General features: G+C 73.5%; 16 protein-coding genes. 4 read left to right on the top strand and 12 right to left on the bottom strand.

Translation table 11 applies throughout. The annotated features are described in order from the left end of the window. Window positions 1-3: 3 nt before the first annotated feature. A complete protein-coding gene (locus OHT61_RS19780) occupies window positions 4-759 on the top strand; it encodes a GNAT family N-acetyltransferase (RefSeq protein WP_329040100.1) in 756 nt (251 codons plus the stop codon). Window positions 760-790: 31 nt separating this feature from the next. Here the strand turns inward: OHT61_RS19780 and OHT61_RS19775 are convergent, their stop codons facing one another. Both OHT61_RS19775 and OHT61_RS19770 read right to left on the bottom strand, forming a co-directional pair. Then, entirely contained in the window at window positions 791-1,486 is a 696-nt protein-coding gene (locus tag OHT61_RS19775) for a response regulator transcription factor (protein ID WP_327115536.1), read from the bottom strand. Beyond that, window positions 1,483-2,769, bottom strand: coding sequence for a PspC domain-containing protein (locus tag OHT61_RS19770; RefSeq protein WP_329040098.1), 1,287 nt, complete (start codon window positions 2,767-2,769; stop codon window positions 1,483-1,485). The genes OHT61_RS19775 and OHT61_RS19770 overlap by 4 nt, the downstream gene beginning before the upstream one ends. A gap of 196 nt (window positions 2,770-2,965) precedes the next feature. On the opposite strand from OHT61_RS19770, the gene OHT61_RS19765 reads away from it, so the two are divergent. Together OHT61_RS19765 and OHT61_RS19760 are read left to right on the top strand one after the other, a co-directional pair. Then, window positions 2,966-4,300 carry a PspC domain-containing protein gene (locus OHT61_RS19765; protein ID WP_329040097.1) on the top strand — a complete coding sequence of 445 codons (1,335 nt, stop codon included), beginning with the start codon at window positions 2,966-2,968 and terminating at the stop codon, window positions 4,298-4,300. Continuing rightward, complete coding sequence (locus OHT61_RS19760) at window positions 4,287-4,550, top strand: hypothetical protein (RefSeq protein WP_329040096.1); 264 nt, start codon at window positions 4,287-4,289, stop codon at window positions 4,548-4,550. The genes OHT61_RS19765 and OHT61_RS19760 overlap by 14 nt, the downstream gene beginning before the upstream one ends. Here OHT61_RS19760 and OHT61_RS19755 read toward each other — a convergent pair. From OHT61_RS19755 to guaA, 5 genes are all read right to left on the bottom strand, one after another. Next, window positions 4,457-4,966 carry a DoxX family protein gene (locus OHT61_RS19755; protein WP_329040095.1) on the bottom strand — a complete coding sequence of 170 codons (510 nt, stop codon included), beginning with the start codon at window positions 4,964-4,966 and terminating at the stop codon, window positions 4,457-4,459. The two genes, OHT61_RS19760 and OHT61_RS19755, sit on opposite strands and share 94 nt — an antisense overlap. Before the next feature lie 76 nt (window positions 4,967-5,042). Then, window positions 5,043-6,311 (bottom strand): hypothetical protein, encoded by a 1,269-nt coding sequence (locus tag OHT61_RS19750; RefSeq protein ID WP_329040094.1) that lies wholly within the window; start codon window positions 6,309-6,311, stop codon window positions 5,043-5,045. 129 nt (window positions 6,312-6,440) lie between these two features. Next, the gene (locus OHT61_RS19745) at window positions 6,441-7,196 is read right to left on the bottom strand and encodes an SAM-dependent methyltransferase (RefSeq protein ID WP_329040093.1); all 756 of its coding nucleotides are present in this window, start codon (window positions 7,194-7,196) and stop codon (window positions 6,441-6,443) included. Between the two features lie 42 nt (window positions 7,197-7,238). Next, a complete protein-coding gene (locus OHT61_RS19740) occupies window positions 7,239-7,844 on the bottom strand; it encodes a Uma2 family endonuclease (RefSeq protein WP_329040092.1) in 606 nt (201 codons plus the stop codon). Between the two features lie 115 nt (window positions 7,845-7,959). Then, window positions 7,960-9,546, bottom strand: coding sequence for a glutamine-hydrolyzing GMP synthase (gene guaA / locus OHT61_RS19735; RefSeq protein WP_329040091.1), 1,587 nt, complete (start codon window positions 9,544-9,546; stop codon window positions 7,960-7,962). Window positions 9,547-9,859: 313 nt separating this feature from the next. Between guaA and OHT61_RS19730 the strand changes: the two genes are divergently transcribed. Then, on the top strand, window positions 9,860-10,162 hold the full coding sequence (locus OHT61_RS19730; RefSeq protein WP_329040090.1) for a chorismate mutase: 303 nt from the start codon (window positions 9,860-9,862) through the stop codon (window positions 10,160-10,162). 802 nt (window positions 10,163-10,964) lie between these two features. Here OHT61_RS19730 and OHT61_RS19725 read toward each other — a convergent pair. From OHT61_RS19725 to OHT61_RS19705, 5 genes are all read right to left on the bottom strand, one after another. Beyond that, window positions 10,965-12,803 carry a GMC family oxidoreductase gene (locus tag OHT61_RS19725; protein ID WP_329040089.1) on the bottom strand — a complete coding sequence of 613 codons (1,839 nt, stop codon included), beginning with the start codon at window positions 12,801-12,803 and terminating at the stop codon, window positions 10,965-10,967. A 46-nt stretch (window positions 12,804-12,849) separates the two neighbouring features. Beyond that, complete coding sequence (locus tag OHT61_RS19720; protein WP_329040088.1) at window positions 12,850-14,478, bottom strand: succinic semialdehyde dehydrogenase; 1,629 nt, start codon at window positions 14,476-14,478, stop codon at window positions 12,850-12,852. A gap of 237 nt (window positions 14,479-14,715) precedes the next feature. After that, a complete protein-coding gene (locus tag OHT61_RS19715) occupies window positions 14,716-16,338 on the bottom strand; it encodes a serine/threonine-protein kinase (RefSeq protein WP_329040087.1) in 1,623 nt (540 codons plus the stop codon). Window positions 16,339-16,455: 117 nt separating this feature from the next. Next, window positions 16,456-19,491 (bottom strand): protein kinase, encoded by a 3,036-nt coding sequence (locus tag OHT61_RS19710; RefSeq protein WP_329040086.1) that lies wholly within the window; start codon window positions 19,489-19,491, stop codon window positions 16,456-16,458. A gap of 190 nt (window positions 19,492-19,681) precedes the next feature. Beyond that, complete coding sequence (locus tag OHT61_RS19705) at window positions 19,682-21,670, bottom strand: serine/threonine-protein kinase (RefSeq protein WP_329040085.1); 1,989 nt, start codon at window positions 21,668-21,670, stop codon at window positions 19,682-19,684. Window positions 21,671-21,678 lie beyond the last annotated feature (8 nt).

The following is a 21,678-nucleotide window of genomic DNA, read 5'->3' as shown; positions in this document are numbered from 1 at the left end:
CCCATGGACACAGCCATCCAGAACTACGCCCGCGCACACACGCTCCGCTCCCCCGACCACTACCGGGTGGGACCCTTCACGGTGCGGCACAACCCGGGGTGGGAGCTGAAGTACGCCAACTACGCCATGCCCGACCAGGATGCCGAACCCACCGCCGGTGAGATCGCCGACCTGGTCGCGGCGTTCCGGGAGCGCGACCGGCTGCCCCGGCTGGAGTTCCTGCCCGCGTGGGCACCGGCCGTCGAACCGGCCCTGCTGGCCGCGGGGTTCACCGTGGAGAACCGCGCCCCGGTCATGGCCTGCCCCGCCGGAGGGCTGCTCGCGCCCAAGCCCGTGGACGGGCTCCGGGTCGCCGAACCCGCCACCGACGCCGAGTTCACCGCGGCCGCGGCCGTGCAGCACACGGGTTTCGGCGGCGAGGGCGGCCCGGACGACGGCGAGATCGCCTGGCTGCGCGCGGCGGCGGAGGGCGGTGGCGTTTCCGCCCTCGCCACCGTGGACGGTGTGCCCGCCGGCGCGGGCGGCTGCTCGGCCCCGGTCGACGGCATCGGCGAACTGGCCGGCCTGGCCGTCGCCGGCACCTTCCGCCGCCGGGGTGTCGGCGCCGCCCTCTCCGCCTGGCTGACCCGCACCGCCTTCGACCGGGGCTTCGACGCGGTCTGGCTGGAGCCGGGCGGCCCGGACGTCGAGCGGATCTACGCGGCCATCGGCTACCGCAGGGTGGGCGAGAAGCTCGACATCTCACTCGATCCCGCCTGACGGGTCCGGACACTCGCGCCCGCCCGTCGAGTCAGACCAGCCGCCGCGCCGTCGCCCAGCGGGTCAGCTCGTGCCGGTTGGACAGCTGGAGCTTGCGCAGCACCGCCGAGACGTGGGACTCGACCGTCTTCACCGAGATGAACAGCTGCTTGGCGATCTCCTTGTACGCGTATCCCCGCGCGATCAGCCGCAGCACCTCCCGCTCACGCTGGGTGAGCCGGTCCAGGTCCTCGTCGACCGGCGGGGCGTCCGTCGAGGCGAACGCGTCGAGGACGAAGCCGGCCAGCCTCGGAGAGAACACCGCGTCGCCGTCCTGGACCCGGAAGACGGAGTCGACCAGATCGGTGCCGGTGATGGTCTTGGTGACGTAGCCGCGGGCGCCGCCGCGGATGACCCCGATGACATCCTCGGCGGCGTCCGACACGGACAGTGCCAGGAAGCGCACCGGGTTCTCCACCGCGCCCATCATCGGGGCGCAGCGCCGCAGCACCTCGACGCCGCCGCCCCCGGGGAGGTGGACGTCGAGGAGGACGACCTCGGGGCGGGTCGCGGTGATCACCGTGACCGCCTGTTCGACGTCGGCGGCCTCGCCGACGACCTCGACGCCGGTCTCCTCGGTGCGGCCGATCTCGGCCTGCACCCCGGTGCGGAACATGCGGTGGTCGTCGACGAGCACGACCCGTACCCGGCGCTCCGGACCCCCGGTCGCTTCGGTGTTCTCGGTCATTCGCTCGCCCTCTCCATCTCCAGCTCGACTTCCGTGCCCCCGCCGGGCACCGAACGCAGGCGCGCCGTACCACCGTTGCGCTGCATCCGGCCGATGATCGACTCCCGTACGCCCATCCTGTCGTCCGGGACGGCGTCCAGGTCGAATCCCGGCCCCCGGTCCCGTACGGAGACGAAGACCGTGCGGCCCTCGACCTCCGCGTAGACCTGGACGGCGCCGCCCTCGCCACCGTACTTGGCGGCGTTGACCATCGCCTCGCGTGCGGCCTGCATCTGTGCGGTCAGCTTCTCGTCCAGCGGGCAGTCGCCGACGACGACGACCTCCAGCGGGACGCCGTGCTTGTCCTCGACCTCGGCGGCGGCACGCTTGACCGCGTCGGCCAGGTTCGTGGGCTCGTCGTCCTCGTCGCGGCCGGTGCCCGACGGGTCGTACAGCCAGTTGCGCAGCTCGCGTTCCTGGGCTCGGGCGAGCCTGCGGACCTCGCCTGCGTCGTCGGCGTTGCGCTGGATCAGGGTGAGGGTGTGCAGGACGGAGTCGTGGACGTGGGCGGCCACCTCGGCGCGTTCCTGCGCCCTGATGCGCATCAGGCGTTCCTCGGAGAGGTCCTGCATCATGCGGGCCAGGTAGGGGCCCGCGAGCAGGGCGATGCCGGTGAGTACGGCGACGGCGGCGGTCAGGGCGTTCCCGAGCTGGGCGGCGGAGCCGCGCACCACCAGGAACACCGCGAGGCCGAGGCCGACCAGGGCGACGCCCGCGAGTCCCCGGGCCAGGTGCAGCACGCGGCGGCGGCGGCCGACCTCGATCCAGCGGGCCCGCCGCGCGTTGTCGGCCTGGCGCCACACGAGGACGGACCCGGCGCCGATCAGCAGCGCGGGCCAGACGTAGCGGTCCGTCTTGCTGCCCATGTCGACGTTGCCGACGAAGACCACGGCGCCGACGAGCAGCGCGATCAGGGCGAAGACCTGGCCCTTGTCGGGCTTGCGGAGCCTGCGGCGGCCGTCGGGGGCGGTCTCGAAGACGGACCGGGTGGTCTCGACGCCGCCGACGCCGAGCGGTACGACGATCCAGAACACGGCGTAGAGCAGGGCGCCGAGGCCGTCGGCGAAGAACAGTCCGAGGAACACGAACCGGACCCAGGCGACGGGCAGGCCGAGGTGTCCGGCGAGCCCGCGTGCCACGCCGCCGAGCATCCGGCCGTCCGCGCTGCGGTACAGCTTGCGCGGCGCCGGCTCCTCCTGGTCCGGGGCGTGCGGGCCCGGGGCGCGGGTCGTGGCTGCTGGCATGGACCGATCGTCACACGTCCCGGCGGGTCCTGGCATCAGGGTCGGCCCCGGACTCGACCCTGATTGCCTCGTGCCGCTCCCGGTTCCACGGCACGGCCTCCTGGGCGGGCCCGCAGGGGGCCCGGGACGCAATATCAGGGACCGGCCAGGGTCGTCGCGGGTCCCACGGGGGCGTGCGGGCCGTCACCATGGAGCCATGACCGTTCCCCAGGACGCCCCGCCCGGCGTCACTCCGCCCCCCGCGCCGGTACCGCGCCTGGAGCGCAGCCCGCGCCAGAAGGTGGTGGCCGGGGTGTGCGGCGGGCTCGGCCGGTACTGCGACGTGGACCCGGTCATCTTCCGGATCGTGCTCGGCGTCCTCGCGGTGACGGGCGGCATCGGCCTGATCTTCTACGGCTTCGCGTGGCTGCTGCTCCCGCTGGAGGGCGAGGACGAGAACGAGGCGCGCAGGCTGCTGTCGGGCCGGGTCGAGGGCCCGTCGCTGATCGCCCTGCTGCTGGCGCTGGTGGGCTGCGGCCTGCTGCTGTCGATGCTTCACAACGGCGGCATGCTCGCCTTCGCCGCGATGCTGACGGTGACCACGATCGGTTTCGCGGTCTGGACCCAGCACCGCAGGACGGCTCCCCCCGAGGACGCGCCCGGGGCCGCGCCGCACGCCCCCGGGGGTGCCTCGCCCGCCCCGGGCCACGGGGCGCCGCCCGAGGTCAAGGCCCCGCCCACGCCCGCCGGGCCGTCCTGGTGGCGGGACCCGATCGTCAAGGACGGCACGACGGGCCCGGCCGGCACCGGCTATCTGTGGGGTCCGGCGAGCGCGGCGACCGACGCGGCGGCGCTCGCCGGGCAGCGGGCGACGCCCGACGCCCCGTACCGAGCCCCCTACCGCTCGACGGGGACCCGGGGGCCGCGTTCGATCAGCGGTCTCGTCTTCCTCCTCGCGCTGGTCGCGGGCGGTCTGGGCACGGGGCTGAGCTGGGAGAGCCACCCGCTCGGGCCGAGCCTGCAGATCGGGCTGGCCGCCGCGCTCGGGGTGTTCGGCCTCGGACTGCTGGTCGCCTCGGTCATCGGCAGGACCGGCTTCGGCACGATCGTGCTGGCCGTGGTGACCGCGGGGCTCCTGGCCGGCGCCTCCACCGTGCCGCACGACATCGGGACCGACTGGGTGCGCAGGGAGTGGAGCCCCGCGTCGGCCGCCGAGGTCAGGCCCGTGTACAAGCTGGGCACGGGGGTGGCCACGCTGGATCTGTCGGAAGTGGCCGTGCCGAAGGGCGGCACCCTGAGGACCCGTATCGAGGTCGGGGCGGGCCGCGCGCACGTCGTCGTGCCCGCCGGGGTGACCGTGCGGGTGGACGCCGAGGCGGGCCTCGGGGACATCAGGTTCAGCTCGGACCGGCGCAAGGGCGTGGACGTCGGCCCCGACCGGCACGTGCGGCGGACCCTCGCGCCGCCCGGGGACGACAAACCCGCGGGCACCCTGGAGCTGGGCATGGGAGTCGGCATCGGACAACTGGAGGTCACCCGTGCTGCGTCATGATTTCCGCCCCGGCCGCGCGGTGGCGGGCCTGGTCATGCTGGCTCTGGCCGGGGGTTACGCGGCGGACGCGGCGGGCGTCTGGCACGCCCCGTCGGCGTTCTTCGCGCCCGTGCTCGCCGGCGGGCTGTCGCTGGCGGCCACGGCCGCCTGGGTGAACTACCGGCTGCGCCGGCGCCGCGAGGCGAGGAAGGCGTCGGCGGAGAAGTCGGCTGCGCCGCCGAGCAGCAGCGGCAGCCAGGCCATGAGGTAGACCAGGTCGTTGCCGTAGTAGTACGGCTCGGTCTGCCAGCTGACGGTGAGCCACAGACTCAGGGAGATCAGGGCGCCCCCGAGGGCGGCGAGCCGTGACCAGAGCCCCACGAGCGTGCCGAGGCCGACGAGGAGTTCACCGATCGCGATGGCGTAGCCGAAGCCCTCGGGGCTCTTGAGTGCCAGGTCGACGAGACCGGGGATCGCCGCGCTGTCGCGGACCGCGCGCATCATCTCGCCGATGGAACCGGCTCCGTCCGCCGACAGGAAGGCGCTGTCGGTGAGCTTGTCCAGGCCCGCGTAGACGAAGGTGACGCCGAGGAAGATCCGCAGAGGAAGCAGGGCGTACCGCCGTGCCCGGTCCCCGAGACTCCTCGGCTCGTCCAGCCCGTACGAACCGCCCCTGTACCCGCGCATCACTGCCCCGCCTTCCGTCCGGACCTTCGACAGACCATACGTACGCCGGTCCGCCTCCGCTCACCGGGGCCGCGGTTCAGTCCGTCACGTCGATGACGCAGGGGTTGGTCTCCACACCGGCGGCGGTGATCACCTGCACCTCGACGGTGCCGGGTTCGACCTCCACGGGCACGGGCACGGTGAGCACGGTGTCCGAGGGATTGGCGAAGCCGCCGGTGACCGGGATCAGCGGCACGTGGACGTGGACGCGCCCGATCCTGACCACCACCCGCGCCAGCCGGTCGGGGCTGCCGGCCCCGGGCGGGACGAACCCCGCGCCGCGGATCTCGATGTCGTCGCCGGTGCGGATCGGGGCGTCGAGGTCCCCGGCCTCCCTGGCACGGACGACCGACAGGACGACCGGCCTGCCGCCCTCGGCGTACTTCCCGGCGAAGTACGTCGCCGCCGAGACGGCGACCAGGACCGCGAGCCCCCACGGGAGGTCGGGCAGCTGCTCGGGGCGGCGCGCCAGCCGGACCGCGGCGAACAGCACGGCGACGGCGCTGACCAGCACGTACTGCACGTCGGTGAAGCTGCCGCGGCCGGAGTCGTCCGTCAGCAGGTCGGCGGCGCGGGGCCGGTCGGCGCGCAGCTTCTGCAGCCGCTGCGCGAGCACCCGTACGGTCACCACCCGGCGCACCAGGACCGCGACGGCGCAGACCAGCGCGAGGACGGTCAGCACACCGGCCGAGCGGACCAGGTCCAGGCCCTCGATGAGCGCGTCGCGGTCGGCGTGCCCGGACGCGCCGGCGAGCTGGAGCGCGAGGACGAGTACAGCGAAGACGGCGAGCAGCACCCAGGAGGCGGCGACCGTGCGGGAGGTGGAGAGCCGGTTGTCCTCGCCGATGAGCGGGGCCAGGAGGCCGCCGCGGGCCCGGTGCACGCGGGCGGCGCCGGTGAGCAGGCCCGCGGTGACGAGAGCCGCGATCAGCCCCGCCGTGCGGGCGGTGGACCAGCCCGCGCCGATGGCCGTGGCGGCCTCGGCGACGACCAGCAGGGCGACACCGCCCCAGACCACGACGAGCGTGCGCGTCCACAGCGTGTGGAGCCAGGCGTCACCCGCCTCGCGGCTGCGGTCGGCGACGGCGCGCGCCGACTCGGTCAGTTCGTCCGAGACCCATTGGCGGGAGGCCGAGACGGACTGGGCGACCCCGGCGGGCAGGCCCTGACCGGCGGCGAGTTCGTCCCGTTTCGTAAGGAAGGCCGCCACCGCGCGGCGGTGCCCCGCGTTCGCTCCGTGCGGGCAGTCGCCGCACGTACAGCCACCGCCGTGCGTGCTGCTCGCCCTCGCCTCGTCCAACGCCACGGAGAACGCCGCCCTTTCCCGCCCTGGTCCAACCAACTCGCCTCTGATTCCTGCGAATTGTGCCGTACGGAGCGGGCCCGTCCCACATCGGGGCGGGCTGCGCGTACATGTCGTCCACATGTGCGAATGTCAGGAGCCGAGGACGAGGTAGGCGAGACCCAGCGTGCCTCGGTATCCCCCGTAGTAACCGGTGCGGCGGGCGTCCACGGCAGCGGTCACCTCCGCGTGCAGCGGATGCCCCGGGTTGGCCAGCGCCCACCGCTCACCGCGCCCGATGTTGGCGGCCGACTCGAACAGGTCCCACTCCCGCTGATCGGCGACGGTCACCTGGAGCGGGCGCAGACCGGCGGCCTCCGCCTGCCGGACCAGATCCAGGAGCGAACCGAAGTCATCCGGTTCCGCGCCCAGCCCCTCCAGGGCCGCTGACGAGGGCTCCCGCTCCCAGAACCCGTCCCCGAACAGCACCCGGCCGCCGGGGCGCACCGCGGAACGCAGTGCCTTCAGCGCCTCGGGGGTACCGCCCGGCCACGCGTGCGCGGAGCCGATCGAGACGGCGAGGTCGTAACCGTCACCGGGGTACCCGGCCGCGGGCACCTCGTGGAACCGCACCCGGGCACCGAGCCCCCGCTCCCGCGCCAGCCGCACACCGCGCGCGACGGCTTCCGGGTCGGTCTCGATGCCGTCCCCGGTGGAACCGGGCGCCGCCTCGACCAGGCGCATCAGGAGCTCCCCCCAGCCGCTGCCGAAGTCGGCGATGCGGGCGCCGGGCTCGGGGGCGCAGGCCGCGACCAGCCGGTCGGCGTGGTCCTCGGACAGCGGGGTGTTCCAGGTGAGGCGGTCGTTGCCGGGGGCGGACATGAGGGTTCTGATCTCGTCGGCGGACATGGCGAGAGACCATTCCACGGGCGACGGCGCGTCACCACCGGATTAGCGGCGGCGGTGGACGGCCGTGAGATCGATGTCGAGGGGGAAGGGCACGTCGAGTTTGAGGGTGTTGTGATAAATGCCCGTTGCGGTGTACGCCCTGAGAGCGGGGTCGAGCTCGTACACGTAGACGACGGGCAGACCGTCGGCCCCCTGCTCGACCCGCCAGAAGTGCGTGACTCCGGCAGCGGCGTACTTCCGGGGTTTGGCGTCCCTGTCCCTGACCGCGGACTCCTCCGACACCACCTCCACGGCCAGAAGGACGTCCTCCGGTCGCAGGCACGTCTCCCTGGACCCGGTATCCGCGTCCGCCAAGACCACGAGCACGTCCGGCTCGGGGCGGTTCCGACTGTCCAACCTGATGCTGAACTCTCGAAAGACATCGAGTTCGTCCGGCGCTTGGTCGAGAAGACGGTTCTCCAGCAGACGCATGGTCCGCATGTGAAACCGGGTCTGCGGACGCACGAAGACGAGACTCCCGTCGATCAGCTCGGTGTGCCGCGGCAGGTCCGGAAGCCGGTCGAGATCCTCCGCCACCCAGCCCTGAGGCGGAGGCACGGGATAGTGGTAGCAGTACTCGGTCGGCTCGTCGTCGGGTGCGGCACTCATGATTGCTCCCATGGGGCTGAGCTCGTCTCCTCGGCCAGCGTACCCAGCGGATACGACGATGCCGCCGCCCAGACGAATGAGCGACGGCATCGGCATTGACCTCAGGGAGCGGGGGTCACTCCCACTCGATCGTCCCCGGCGGCTTGCTCGTCACGTCGAGCACCACGCGGTTGACCTCGGCGACCTCGTTGGTGATGCGGGTGGAGATCCGGGCCAGCGTCTCGTACGGCAGGCGCGACCAGTCGGCCGTCATGGCGTCCTCCGAGGAGACCGGGCGCAGCACGATCGGGTGGCCGTACGTGCGGCCGTCACCCTGGACTCCGACGCTGCGGACGTCCGCGAGCAGGACCACGGGGCACTGCCAGATGTCACGGTCCAGGCCGGCCGCGGTCAGCTCCTCGCGGGCGATGGCGTCGGCCTCACGGAGCAGGTCGAGCCGGTCCTTGGTGACCTCGCCGACGATCCGGATGCCGAGGCCGGGGCCGGGGAAGGGCTGGCGCTGGACGATCTCCTCCGGCAGGCCGAGCTCCTGGCCGACCATCCGGACCTCGTCCTTGAACAGCTGGCGCAGCGGCTCGACGAGCTGGAACTCGATGTCGTCGGGGAGCCCGCCCACGTTGTGGTGGGACTTGATGTTGGCGGTGCCGGTGCCGCCGCCGGACTCGACGACGTCCGGGTAGAGGGTGCCCTGGACGAGGAAGGCGACCTCGGGGCCGTCCTCCTGGAGGATCTCCAGCTGGGCCTGCTCGAAGACGCGGATGAACTCGCGGCCGATGATCTTCCGCTTCTGCTCCGGGTCGGACACGCCGGCCAGGGCGTCGAGGAAGCGCTTCTCCGCGTCGACGACCTTCAGCTTCGCGCCGGTCGCGGCGACGAAGTCCTTCTCCACCTGCTCGGTCTCGCCCTTGCGCATCAGACCGTGGTCGACGTACACGCAGGTGAGCTGGGAGCCGATGGCCTTCTGGACGAGGGCCGCGGCGACCGCGGAGTCCACACCGCCGGAGAGGCCGCAGATCGCGCGCTTGTCGCCGACCTGCTCGCGGATCAGGGCGATCTGCTCCTCGACGACGTTCGTGGTCGTCCAGGTCGGCTCGATGCCCGCGCCGCGGTAGAGGAAGTGCTCCAGGACCTGCTGGCCGTAGGTCGAGTGCATGACCTCCGGGTGGTACTGGACGCCGTACAGCTTCTTCTCGTCGTTCTCGAAGGCGGCGACCGGCACGACGTCCGTGGACGCGGTGACGGTGAAGCCCTCGGGGGCCGCGGAGCAGGCGTCGCCGTGGGACATCCACACCGGCTGCTCGGTGGGCGTGCCCTCGAAGAGGGTGGAGCCCGCCTTGGACACGGCCAGCGGGGTGCGGCCGTACTCGCGCGCACCGTTGTCGTCGACCGTGCCGCCGAGGGTGGTGGCCATCAGCTGGAAGCCGTAGCACATGCCGAAGACCGGGATCCCGGCCTCGAAGAGCGAACGGTCGATGCCGGGCGCGCCCTCCGCGTACACCGACGACGGGCCGCCGGACAGGATGATCGCCGCGGGGTTCTTGGCCAGCATCTCCGCGACCGGCATCGTGGACGGGACGATCTCGCTGTAGACCCGCGCCTCACGGACACGGCGGGCGATGAGCTGGGCGTACTGGGCGCCGAAGTCGACAACCAGGACGACGTCGGTCGCGGTGTCGGGGGCGGCGGGGGGTGCTGCTGGCACGGGGCGGCCTTCCGGCGGTGGAGAGGGGGTCGGTCCTCCCAATTCTACCGGCCGTGGAGCACCGCCCCGCCGGGCTCCCGTCTCACCATCCGGGCCCGGCGTGACCCCCGTCTCCGCGGGGGGCCATACTGGCCGCATGCGTCAGCACACGACCTTCGTCTTTACCTATGGCACCCGGCCCGCCGGCTGCCATGGTCGTGCTGCTTGAGCTACTGACGAGCACACTTTCCACAGCGCCCCGGGCCACAGGCCCGGGGCGCTGTGGCGTTCCCGGCCTGTGGGACCCGGGCCACGGACCCACCGGGAGTCACGGATGAACAGCACCGCACCCACGAAGACGGCCGCCGAGCGCACCGGCGCGCACACCGACGAGGCCGCGTCCCTGATCGGCGGCGCGAGGACGCGCATCGACGCGCTGGACGACCGGATCATCGGCCTCGTCCAGGAACGGATGGCCGTCTCGGCCGTCATCCAGGAGGCCAGGATCACGTCGGGAGGACGCCGGGTGAACCTCTCCCGGGAGATGGACGTCATCGGCCACTACAGCGAGGCTCTGGGCAAGCCGGGCACGGCCCTCGCCATGGCACTGCTGGAGCTGGGCCGCGGCAGGGTGTGACGGCCGGGAGAGGCGCGCGGGCCGGGACGGGCCGTACGCCGGGAGGGGTGTACGGCCCGGGGGTGTGCCGCCGGGAGGGGTGTACGGCCGCACCGGCGTTCGGGCCCCGTCTCACTCGTACGGCGCGTGACCGGCCGCCCGGCGGCTTCGTTGGTCCGTGTGTCCGCGTCGGCCAGAGGCGGCAATGGCGGGAATCCACACGTGGCTCCGCCGGAACGTGTGACGCACCGCAGGTGCGTCGTGGGACCGCGTTCCGGCGCGTGTGACCGGTCGGCAGGGGACAGCAGCCCGGTCACCGATGTGCGGCCGGCCTCTGGGGACGCCCGGGGCCGGCCGCCCTCGACCTTCGCGCCCGTCCTCCGGACCCGGGCCGGTCGCCCCGCCCGGCCCCGCGCCGGGCCATCACACACGGCATCCCGCCCGCGGGCAGCGTGCCCGCTCCGGCGGGCGCGTCCGCCGGAGCCGCCGTACCGGTCGAGGCCAGGACGCCTCCCGTGCCCGTCGACGACGCGTGACCCGCCCGCCCGAGGTGTGCCGGGAACCCGCGCACGATCGGGCGCACCCCGCGGGTGTGACGAGCGCCACATGAAGATGTGGTGAAGCCGAGGGCAACCGTTATCCGGACTCGCGGGTCATGCATGGCGAACACACCGGCACGTCGCGTGCCCGCGAGAAGGAGGTCTCCTTCCTTCGGGACGGGCACGGCACACGTTCCGCGCCGCCGTCGCACGGCGCGCGCCACCGGTAGGTACGTGGAGGGGCTGCACTCGGAGGGGGGTGCAGCCCCTCGGCGTTCCCGGGCTCACGCCTCGTCGGCGGCGGCCTTCGGCGGTATCGCGGGGATCGCGAGGAACGGCAGCCTCAGCGCGCCGAACGCCTTCTCGGGCACGGCCGGCGCCACCGGCTCGACCGCCGTCAGCCGCTGGTACGCCTCACCCTGCGCGGGGCGCGGGTCGTCCTCGCCCTTGTTGGGCCAGAAGGACATCGCGCGCTCGGCCTGCGCCGTGATGGTCAGCGAGGGGTTGACGCCGAGGTTCGCGGAGACCGCGGAGCCGTCGACCACGGAGATGCCCGGGTGGCCGTACAGCCGGTGGTAGGGGTCGATGACGCCCTCGTCGGGGCCGGCTCCGATCGCGCAGCCGCCGAGGAAGTGCGCGGTGAGCGGGGTGCCCATGAGCTCGCCGACGTTCGATCCGGCGAAGCCGTTGATCTCCTGCGCGAGCAGCGTCGCCCCCCGGGTCGCCTCGGCGATCTGGGTCGGGTTGGGCGCCCCGTGGCCCTGCCGTGCGGTGAGCAGCCCCTTGCCGACGCCTCCGGGCTTCCGGTACGCGATCAGCGAGTTGTCCAGCGACTGCATGACGAGGCCGATGATCGTCCGCTCCGACCAGCGCCGGTTGGACAGCGAGCGCATCGTCAGCAGGGGGTGCCTGACCACGCTGCCGAACCAGCTCAGTACCCGGTGCGTGCTGTAGGGGACCTGGAGGATGGTCAGCGCCCCCATGGCGTTCGAGCCCTTGCCGTAGCGCACCGGCTCGATGTGGGTGTTCTCGTCGGGGTGGATGGACGAGGTGATGGCCACCCCCTTGGTGAAGTCGGCCTTGGCGCCGCCGTGCTTCCTGCGGTAGCGGCGGTCGCTGGTCTGCGCGCCCACCAGCCCCTCGGAGTTGGTGCGCGTCAGTTCGCCGAGCCGGTCGGAGAGCCGGGGCAGCAGCCCTTCGTCCTTCATCCGGTGCAGCAGGGTCTGCGTGCCGTACGTCCCCGCAGCGACGATCACCTCGCGGGCCCGCAGCACGGACGGCGGCGCCTTGCGGCGCCGGTCCGTGGGCACGGCCGACACCTGGTAGCCGCCCTCCGGGGCGTCGGTGACGGCGACGACGGAGGTCATCGGGTGGATGACGGCGCCCGCCTTCTCGGCGAGGTGGAGGTAGTTCTCGTTGAGGGTGTTCTTCGCGCCGTGGCGGCAGCCCGTCATGCACTCGCCGCACTCGGAGCACGCCCTTCGGGCGGGGCCGGCGCCGCCGAAGTACGGGTCGGCGACCTCTCCCCCGGGCTTCGCGCGCACCGACCCGTCGGCGTCCTGCCCGTCCCCGAAGAACACGCCGACCGGGGCGAGGTGGAAGCTGCCGCCGACGCCCATGGTCTCGGCGACGGCCTTGAGGTGGACGTCGGCCGGGGTCATGGTCGGGTTGAGGCGCACGCCGAGCATCCGCTTCGCCTGGTCGTAGTACGGCGCGAGCTCCGCCTGCCAGTCGGTGATGCCGGCCCACTGGCGGTCCTCGAAGAACGGCGCGGGCGGCACGTAGAGCGTGTTCGCGTAGTTCAGCGAGCCCCCGCCGACACCCGCGCCGGCCAGCACCATCACCTTGCCCAGCAGGTGTACGCGCTGGATGCCGAAGAGGCCGAGGGCCGGCGCCCACAGGTAGTTCCTGATGTCCCAGGAGTTCTTGGGGAGCGTCTCCGGTGTGAAGCGGCGGCCCGCCTCCAGGACGCCGACGCGGTACCCCTTCTCGCTCAGCCGGAGGGCCGAGACCGCGCCGCCGAAGCCCGAGCCGACGACGAGCACGTCGTAGTCGTACGCGTCGTCGTCCGCCGCCTGGGCGGCCGGTGCGGCCTGGTTCTGGGCAGGGCTGTCCTGGGACATGGCTCTCCTCGGTGCGGAAGGGCGGGAATCTGGGGCGTCGGGCGCGTCAGCGCAGCCGGAAGGCCTTCATCACCTTGAGGCTCCCGCTCATGAAGGCGGCGTACTTCTCGTCGTCCATCCCGAAGGACGGCGCCAGCGGCATCAGCCGCTGGTGGGCGACCGTCTGGGCCTCGGTGAACTTCAGGATGCCCTCGGAGCCGTGGCGCCTGCCGAGACCGGAGTCCTTCATGCCGCCCATCGGCGACTGGACGCTGCCGTACGCCGGCGCGTACCCCTCGTTGATGTTGACCGTGCCGGTCCGCAGCCGGGCTGCGACGCGGTGTCCGCGCCGGGCGTTCCGGGTCCAGACACTGGAGTTGAGGCCGTACGGCGTGGCGTTGGCGAGTGCGACCGCCTCGTCGTCGTCGGCGAAGCGGTAGAGGGAGACGACCGGACCGAAGGTCTCCTCGCCGCAGACGGCCATGGGGGCCTCGACACCGTCGAGGATGGTCGGCTCGTAGAAGAGCGGGCCGATGTCGGGGCGGGCGACGCCGCCCGCGACGAGCGTCGCGCCCTTCTCGACGGCCTCGGCCACGTGCCTGCTGACGGTCTCCAGCTGCCGTTCGCCGACGAGGGAACCCATGTCGGCGCCGTACGCGAGGGAGTTGCCCAGGCGCATGGCCTTCGTGCGGGCGGCGAAGCGGGCCACGAAGTCGTCGGCGACGGACTCGTGGACGTACAGCCGCTCGATGGAGATGCAGAGCTGCCCGGCGGAGGAGAAGCAGGCGCGGACGGCGCCCTGGGCGGCCTTCTCCACGTCCGCGTCGTCGAGGACGAGCATGGCGTTCTTGCCGCCGAGTTCCAGCGAGACGCCGACCAGCCGGGCCGCGGCGCCCTGGGCGACCTCACGGCCGGTGCGGGTGGAGCCGGTGAAGGAGACGTAGTCGGCGCGGGAGACCACCTCGGGGCCGACGACGGGGCCCTCGCCGATGACGATCTGGAACACCTCGGCGGGCAGTCCGGCCTCGATCAGCAGGTCGCGGGCCCACAGGGCGGTCAGCGCGGTCTCGGTGTCGGGCTTCATGACGACGGCGTTGCCGGACACGAAGGCGGGCAGCGCGTCCCCGACGGAGAGTTCGAGCGGGTAGTTCCAGGGGGCGATCTGGCCGATCACGCCGCGCGGCTGGCGCAGTTCGGTGACCTTGGTGAGGGTCGGGACGACCCCGGTGTGCCGCTTGGGCTTGAGGTAGGAGGCGGCCCTGCGCCCGTAGTGGCGCGCCGAGACGGCGACGGCCAGGACCTCCTCGTGGGCGTGCAGCCTGGCCTTGCCCGTCTCCAGCTGGATGAGGTCGAGCACCTCGGACTGGCGCTGCAGGACCAGGTCGTGGAAGCGGAGCAGGACGGCGGCCCGCGCACGGACGGGGGTCGCGGCCCAGGCGGGCTGGGCGGCCCGGGCGCGGCCGAAGGCGGCCTCGACGTCCTCGGGGGTGGACTCGGGCAGGTCGGCCAGCTTCTCCCCGGTGAAGGGGCTGTGGTTCGCCGTACGGCCGGAACCGGCGACGCCGCGGGTCAGCTGGGCGATCACCTCCGCGGTGACCACGTCGGCGGCGGTGCGCGCGCCCGCGGGGGCGGCGGCCACCGGGTTGGTGCCCACCCGGGCGGCGGGGGCGGTCGTGGAGGCCTGCGAGTCCGTCATGAGGGCGAGAGTATGTCCACGCGCCCGCTTTGGGTACCCGTGGGTAACAGGTTTTCACAGACCCCGCCCGGGCATTCCGCCGCACTCGGCCATGCAGCCAGTGATCACTGGCTGCATAACCGCTGATCAGGGGTGATCCAGTGTCCGCGACGGGAAGCGGCGGGGAGCGGCGGTCGGGAATCGTGAATGTTCGGCCGCTCGGCCACCCGGGTGCCGGTGCGGCTGCCGGTGCACGCTTCAGCCCGTCGGCGCCGGCGGCTTCCAGCTGCGCAGCATCGTCTCGAAGAGCCGCAGGGTCTCGGCCCGGTCGGTGTCGGGCCCCGTCATGTAGAGCGCGTACTCGGGGCCGCCGGGCTCGGCGAGGTACATCTGGTCGATGCCGTGGCGCGGGCCCGGGTGGTCCTTGGCCTCGTCCCAGGTGAACTCCCAGCGCGAGCCGGGGCGGTCGCGGAAGATGTTCGACTCCAGGGACAGCCGCTCGTAGGCCGGTAGCCGCTTCGCCAGGTCCTTCTCGATGCTCTCCATGTGGGCGTACGAATTGTCGAAGTCGGGGTTCGGATCGAGGCTGATCCGGATGCGGTGCCCGCCGCCGTCCGGGGTGTAGTCGATCTGCCCGTTCTCCTCCTGCCGCTCCCATCCCTCCGGGACGAGGAGGCTGAAGCCCTCGGGATCGTGGACGGTCTTCCAGCCGGCCGGTACTCCGTTCGTGTCACCCGCCGGGTCCTCGCTCGCGGAGGGTGACGAGGAGGCGGACGGTCCGCTCGTGTGCTGCCCCTGGGAGCGCCCGTCCGTGCGGCCGTCGCGGTCCGCGAACTCCATCGCGGCGATACCGGCCGCGCCGCCGAGCAGGGCCGCCACCGCCAGGACCAGCAGAGCGGTACGCCACCGTCCGCGCGGGGCGCCGGGCGCGGAGGGGGCCGGGGTCCGCGAAAGCCGTGCCGTCGATCCGTCCGGGGCGGTGAGGGCGAGCAGTTCCTCCTCGGACACGCGCTGCGTGGGCACATGGGCCTGGGCGGCGCTGGGCCGCCGCCCCTCCATGGCGGCCAGCAGCATCCGTTCGGTCTCCTCGGCCGTCGGGCGATCGGCGGGGTCCTTGCGCAGCAGCGCGGTGATCACCGGCTCCAGCGCGCCTCCGCGCCGGGGCGGCGGCGGCTCCTCGGTGACGACGGCCTGCATGGTGGAGATCGGGGACGTGCGGCGGAAGGGCGAGGTCCCCTCGACCGCCGTGTAGAGCGTGGCGCCCAGCGACCACAGGTCGGACGCGGGGCCCGGATCGCCGCCGCGCACCCGCTCGGGGGCCAGGTAGTCGATGGAGCCGACCAGTTCACCCGTCCTGGTGATGGTCGAGTCGCCCTCGATCGCCGCGATCCCAAAGTCCGTCAGCAGCACCTGGCCGTCCCGGGCGAGCAGGACGTTGGCGGGCTTGACGTCGCGGTGCAGCACCCCGGCGCCGTGCGCGGCCCGCAGGGCGCTCAGCACGTGGAGCCCGATCCTCGCCGCCTCGCGGGGCTCGACCTCGCCGGTCTCCTTGGCGGCGTCGGCGAGCGACGGGCCGTCGACGTACTGCATGACGATCCAGGGGCGGTTGTCGTACTCGATGACGTCGTGGACGGTCACGACTCCCGGGTGGGTGATCCGGGCGGCGGCGCGCGCCTCCTTCTGGGTGCGGGCGTGCAGCACCGCGCGGTCCGCCTCCGTGGCGTAGAGACCGGCGGTCAACTCCTTGACGGCGACCGTCCGGTGGAGGACCTCGTCATGGGCCCGCCACACCTTGCCCATGCCGCCGCGGCCCAGGACGTCGCCCAGCCGGTACCGCCCGGCCAGTACGATCTCCGCGTCCGTACCCTGCGCGTGTTCCACGTGTGTCCCCGCCCCGTTCCTCGGGACGACAGGTTACGGAGGGGAGGCCGCCGCACGGAACCTCGCACCGCCCACGAAATCGCACTGTGATGCTTGTCGCGTCACGCCGACGACCAGTCAGGAGGACACCCGGTAACTGGAGATGGCCTGTTCGTAGATCTCGGAGACCCGGTCGCGGTCGTTCTCCGGGCCGACGACCTGGACGATGTGGTACCTGCCGCCCACGATCATGACCAGGTTGCGGACGTAGACCTGCCGCCCGCTGCTCTCCTGCCAGGTGAACTGCCCCTCGGCCATCGCCTGCTTGCCGACGTCGACGCGGCGCAGACCCGTGGACGTCGCCCAGCTGGACTCGCGGAACGGCTTCAGCTCGGGCTCCGCCGACCGCTGGTAGTCCAGCGGATCGCTCCCGTTGGCCTTGACCGTGTCCCGGCCCGGGACGACGAGGACACTGAACCCGTCGCTGCCGTACCGCACCTGACGGTCGGAGTTGGCGGGACTGCGCTGCCAGCCCTTCGGCACGCCGATCTCGAAGCCCTCGGGGTCCTTCCGCAGGACGTAACCCGACGCGAGGGCGACGGCCGAGCGGCTCGTCTGCGGCTTCTGGGAGCCCGGCGGACGCGAGGGACCCCCGGCGCCGGCCGATGCGGTGGCCCCGGCGGACGGGCTGCCGGTCTCCTGCTCCCGCGGCGCGGCGGAGTCCGAGGGCGCCGGGCCCGCGCCGTCACCCGAGCCCTGCTTGGGCATGAACATCACGGCATAGGCGACGGCGGCGGCCATCAGCAGCAGGACGAGCACGAGGAGCAGCCGTCCGAGCCTGCGCGGCGCCCTGCCACCGGGCGGCGGCTGGCGCAGCACCTTGGGGCCCTTGGGTTCGCGCGGGGCGCGGGGGGGCTTCTCGTACCTCTGCGGCGGGACCTCCTGGCGCTGCGCCCTCCCCTGCCGGTGCCGTCCGTGGGCCGCGCCGCGGCCACGGCGCCTGCGGACCAGCTCGCCCCGGCGGCGTACGACGGGCAGGCGGGTGGCGTCGGCGGGGGGCAGGGTGACGACGTCGGCGCCGGCCTCCGGTTCGGGGGCCGAGCGCACGAGGGAGCGCAGCCAGCCGCGGAGCTCCTCGAAGTCGGGGCGTTCCGTCGGGTCCTGACGCAGCAGCGACTCGACGACGGGCCGCAGCGGACCGCACTCCTCGGCGAAGGCCGGGGGCTCACCGCAGACCATCTGCACGAGTTCGGCCGCGCTCTCCTCGGGATACGGGGCGTGTCCCTGGACCGCGCGGTAGAGGAGCGCGCCGAGCGCCCAGAGGTCGGTGGACGGGCCGATGGGCGGGGCCAGTTGCCAGTTGTCGTGGACCGGGCCGGCCTGCTCGGGCGCCCACCGCTCGGTGACGGCCCCGACGACCGCGATACGGGCCTGCCGGGCGCGCTCGGCGGCGAGCGGTGTGGCGGGACCGCGGTAGGCGGGGGCGCTGCCACTGCCGGCGACCACCTCGTCCCAGCCGCCGACGGGGGCGCGCGCGGTGACCGGCTGCGGCAGCCGGTCGGGGCGCTCCGCGGGGCCGCCGCCCTGACGCCGGGCGTCGGCGCGCAGCGCGTCCTCGCCGTAGCCGCGCGAACCGCCCGCGGGCACGGGGCGGCCGGAGCCCGGGGTGTCGCCCCAGGTACCGGCGAGGTGGACGCGCCGGCCGGGCGGCCGGGGCCCGGGATCGCCGTCGTCGTCGTTCTCGTCGTCGTCATCGTCGAGGTCCGGGTACGGGCCGTCGCCCGGTCCGCCCCAGCCGCCGGTCAGCTGCGGGGGCCTCGCGGGGCCGGGCCCGGGGCGCTCCGGCTCCCCGGCGGCCTGCGTGGCGGGCTCCTCCTGCCCGTCCGGGCCCGCACCGGCTTCACGCTCCGCGCGCCTCTGCTCCTCGCCCGCACGGGCCGCGGCACGCGCCCCCGCGCGGTAGGCGGCGATGGCACCGGCCCGGGCGGCACGCAGCTGCGCCGGGCTCCCCGCTCCGGGCGGAGCGGGCAGGACCGGCGGCGCCGCGTCGGCCCCGGCGCGGGGACCGGGCGCGGGGACACCGTCGGAGGCGGCCCTGGGCGCGGGCAGGGTCTCGGGCCCGGACGGCGCGCCCTCGTCGGACGACGGCCGCCTGTAGGGCGCGTGCGGGTCGGACTGCTCCGGGGGGCCGTAGGACGGGCCCTGCGGCGCGGCCTCCCCGGCCGTTTCGCCCGGTTCCGGCTCGTAGCGGCCGGACGGGTCGTCGGCGTCGTGCCGCGCGTAGGCGCCGGACGGGTCGTCGGCGTCGTGCCGCGCGTAAGCGCCGGACGGGTCCGGCGCCTCCAGCTGTCCGTACGCCTCACGGGCACCGGGCGGCTCCTGCTGTCCGTGGGCACCGGACGGCCGGTAGGGGCTCGGCAGTTCCGCGAGCGCGTAGGGCCCCGGGTCCTCGTACGGGTTCTCCAGGACGGGCGGCGCGTAGGAGGCGGAGGGCTCGTACGGGCCGCGCAGCTCCGGCGGGTCGTAGGGTCCGGTCGGTCCCGATTCGACCGCCGGGGGGCCGTAGGCGTCCTCGCCGTCCGGCTGGGGCGCGGGAACGTATCCGCACAGCGCCTCCTCGGCCGCGCCCGCCGCCAGGCCGGTCAGCACGACCCGGCCGTCGTCGCAGACCAGCACCGTGCGGACCGTGATGTTGCGGTGCGTCCAGCCGTGGGCGTGCAGCACCGCCAGTGCCGTGAGCACGTCCGAGCCGATCTCGGCCGCCCGGTAGGGGTTGAGGGGCCGCTCCGCGAGCAGCGCGGCGAGGGGCCTGGCGGCGACCAGCTCGCTCACTATCCACAGCGAACCGGCCTCGGCGAACACGTCGAAGACCTGGTCGAGGCGAGGGTGGTCGGGGACCTGCGCGGCGGCCTGGGCCGCCTCGATCGCCCTGCGGACCGCCGGGTCGGTGGGCCGGCGCACCGCCCGTCCGGTCGCGCGTCTGGCCCCGGAGGGCAGCCCGTCGGCGTCGAGCACCTCGGCGTCCACGACCTCGGGCAACGGCACCTGGCGGACCAGGACCTCCTGCCCGCTGTACGTGTCGAACGCTCTTGTCTCGGCCAGTTCGAAGGCGTCGGACGGGGGCAGCGGCAGGCGGTAACGGTCGGCGAGCACCCGACCCGCGTAGTCGTCCACGTCGCCTCCCCAGAGCGCGCTGTCCCCCGGTCACGGAAACCGCATGATTCCGTCAATTGCGGTCACTTGCTGGGCATTCGCCCCATGTTTTCGGCTGCGTACGGTCCTCGGTCTCTCACCATACGTGGCAAGTCACGGCTGTGCGGCCGGGTCAACGCAACCCGGCCGCCCCGTCGTTCCCGCGCGCGGGTCAGTCGGCGATCTCGAACGTGGCGAAGGCCGTGTCGCGCAGCGCCTTGCACTCCTTGCCGTCCCACTCGGACGCCTTGCAGCTGATCATGATCGAGAAACCGTGGTCGGAGTCCGCTTTGAAGCCCCGGTTGAGCACCCGGACCCGCATCCCCTGCTGGTTGCGCGTGAACTCCCAGTCGGCGACGGTCGGGTAGCCGTTGTACTCGACCTTCTTTATCCCGATGTGCTGGTAGCCGTTGCTGAGGCTCTTGGCGCTCGCGACCGCCCCGGCCCAGGCCGCCGCCGCGTCGCTCCCGGGCTTGGAGTTGTAGTCGACCTGGACGCGCGGGAAGCCGCCGCCGGCGTTGTAGATGGCACCCGAGTTCCGTCCCGCTATGTCGTCGAACCTGAAGTTCTCGGGCATCGCCATGGAGAAGTGGAACTGCTTGTTGGTGACCTTCTTGAACCCGGCGGGCACGGCGTCGGGGCCCGGGGCCGGTTCGCCGGTCTTCGGCGAGGGCGAGGGCGTCGGGTCGCCGGACGCCTGCCCCTTGTCCTCCCCCTGACCGTCCTTGCCGCCGTCCCCGGAGGCGTCGTCCTTGCCCGAGCCGCCGCCAGCGGGCTCGGTTCCGCCGCCGCCCTGGGCGCCGGCCGACGCCGAGGTGCCGTCCTTCGCACCGTCGCTGCCCGCGTCACCGTCTCCGAGGGTGATGGCGAGGACCGTACCGAGGATGGCCAGCACGACGACTCCGGCGATGATCGCCAGGGTGCGGCGCGGCACGACGTCGGTGATGGACGCACGGGCCTGGCCGGGCCGCGCCGGGCCGCCGACGGACGCCGAGGCCGCCGTGGTGCCGGAGGCGCGCGAGGGCGCCGTGGCCTTGGCGTTGCGCACGGACTTCAGCGCCCCGCGCAGCCGGTCCCGGGTGCTCTCCGTGGTCCGGGACAGCCCCGCCGTGGCCGCGGTGCCGGATGCCTGCGCCGCCGGAACGGCGCCGGCGGCGGCCGCGGCGGCTGCCGCGGCCGCGGGCTTCGCGGCACCGCTCCCCGCTCCGCCCTTGTCCCGCTTGTCGCCGTTCCTGCCGTTCTTGGAGTCACCGGTGCCGGGCAGCGCCATGACCTGCGTGCGCTCGGCCGGGGGCGTCACGGGCGCCTCGGGAGCGTTGATCACGGCGTTGAGCAGGACGCGGGCACCCGCGTCGTCCAGCCGCTGGTCGGGGTCCCTGGCCAGCAGGCCGTAGATGACCTCCTCCAGCCCGCCCGCGTGCTCCGGCGGCTCGACCGGCTCGGTCATCACGGCCGTCAGGGTGGCGATGGCGGAGCCCTTGTCGTAGGGCGGGCGGCCCTCGACGCTCGCGTACAGCAGTCCGCCCAGCGACCACAGGTCGGCGGGCGGGCCCGGCTTGTGCCCCCGGGCACGCTCGGGGGAGATGTAGGAGGGGGCACCGACGAGCATGCCCGTCGAGGTGACGGAGGGGTCGCCCTCGACCTGCGCGATCCCGAAGTCCGTCAGGACGACCCGGCCGTCCTCGGAGATGAGCACGTTCGACGGCTTCACGTCCCGGTGCAGGATGCCCTCGCGGTGCGCCGAGCGCAGCACGTCGAGGATGGCCAGGCCGACCTCCGCCGCCCGCCGCGGGGTGAGCGTCCCGTCCTCACGGATCACCTCGGCGAGGGACTTGCCCTCGATGAGCTCCATGACGATCCACGGCCGGTCGTCCTCGTCGACGACGTCGTAGACCGTCACCGCGCTGGTGTTGCGGATCCTCGCGATCGCCTTCGCCTCGCGCAGGGTGCGCGTGATCAGGCGGCGCTTCTCGTCATCGTCGATGGAGGACGGGAACCGCAGTTCCTTGACCGCCACCGTGCGGCCCAGCGTCTCGTCGGCAGCCCGCCAGACCGTGCCCATGCCACCCCGGCCGAGCACATCCCCGAGCCGGTAGCGCCCCGCGAGGAGACGTCCGTCCTTGTCCCGTTGGGGCTCCTGTGCCTGCTCCGCCTCCGACATGCGTCCCC

Source organism: Streptomyces sp. NBC_00178, assembly GCF_036206005.1.
Taxonomy (GTDB): domain Bacteria; phylum Actinomycetota; class Actinomycetes; order Streptomycetales; family Streptomycetaceae; genus Streptomyces.
This window is presented reverse-complemented; position numbering and strand designations above follow the sequence as displayed.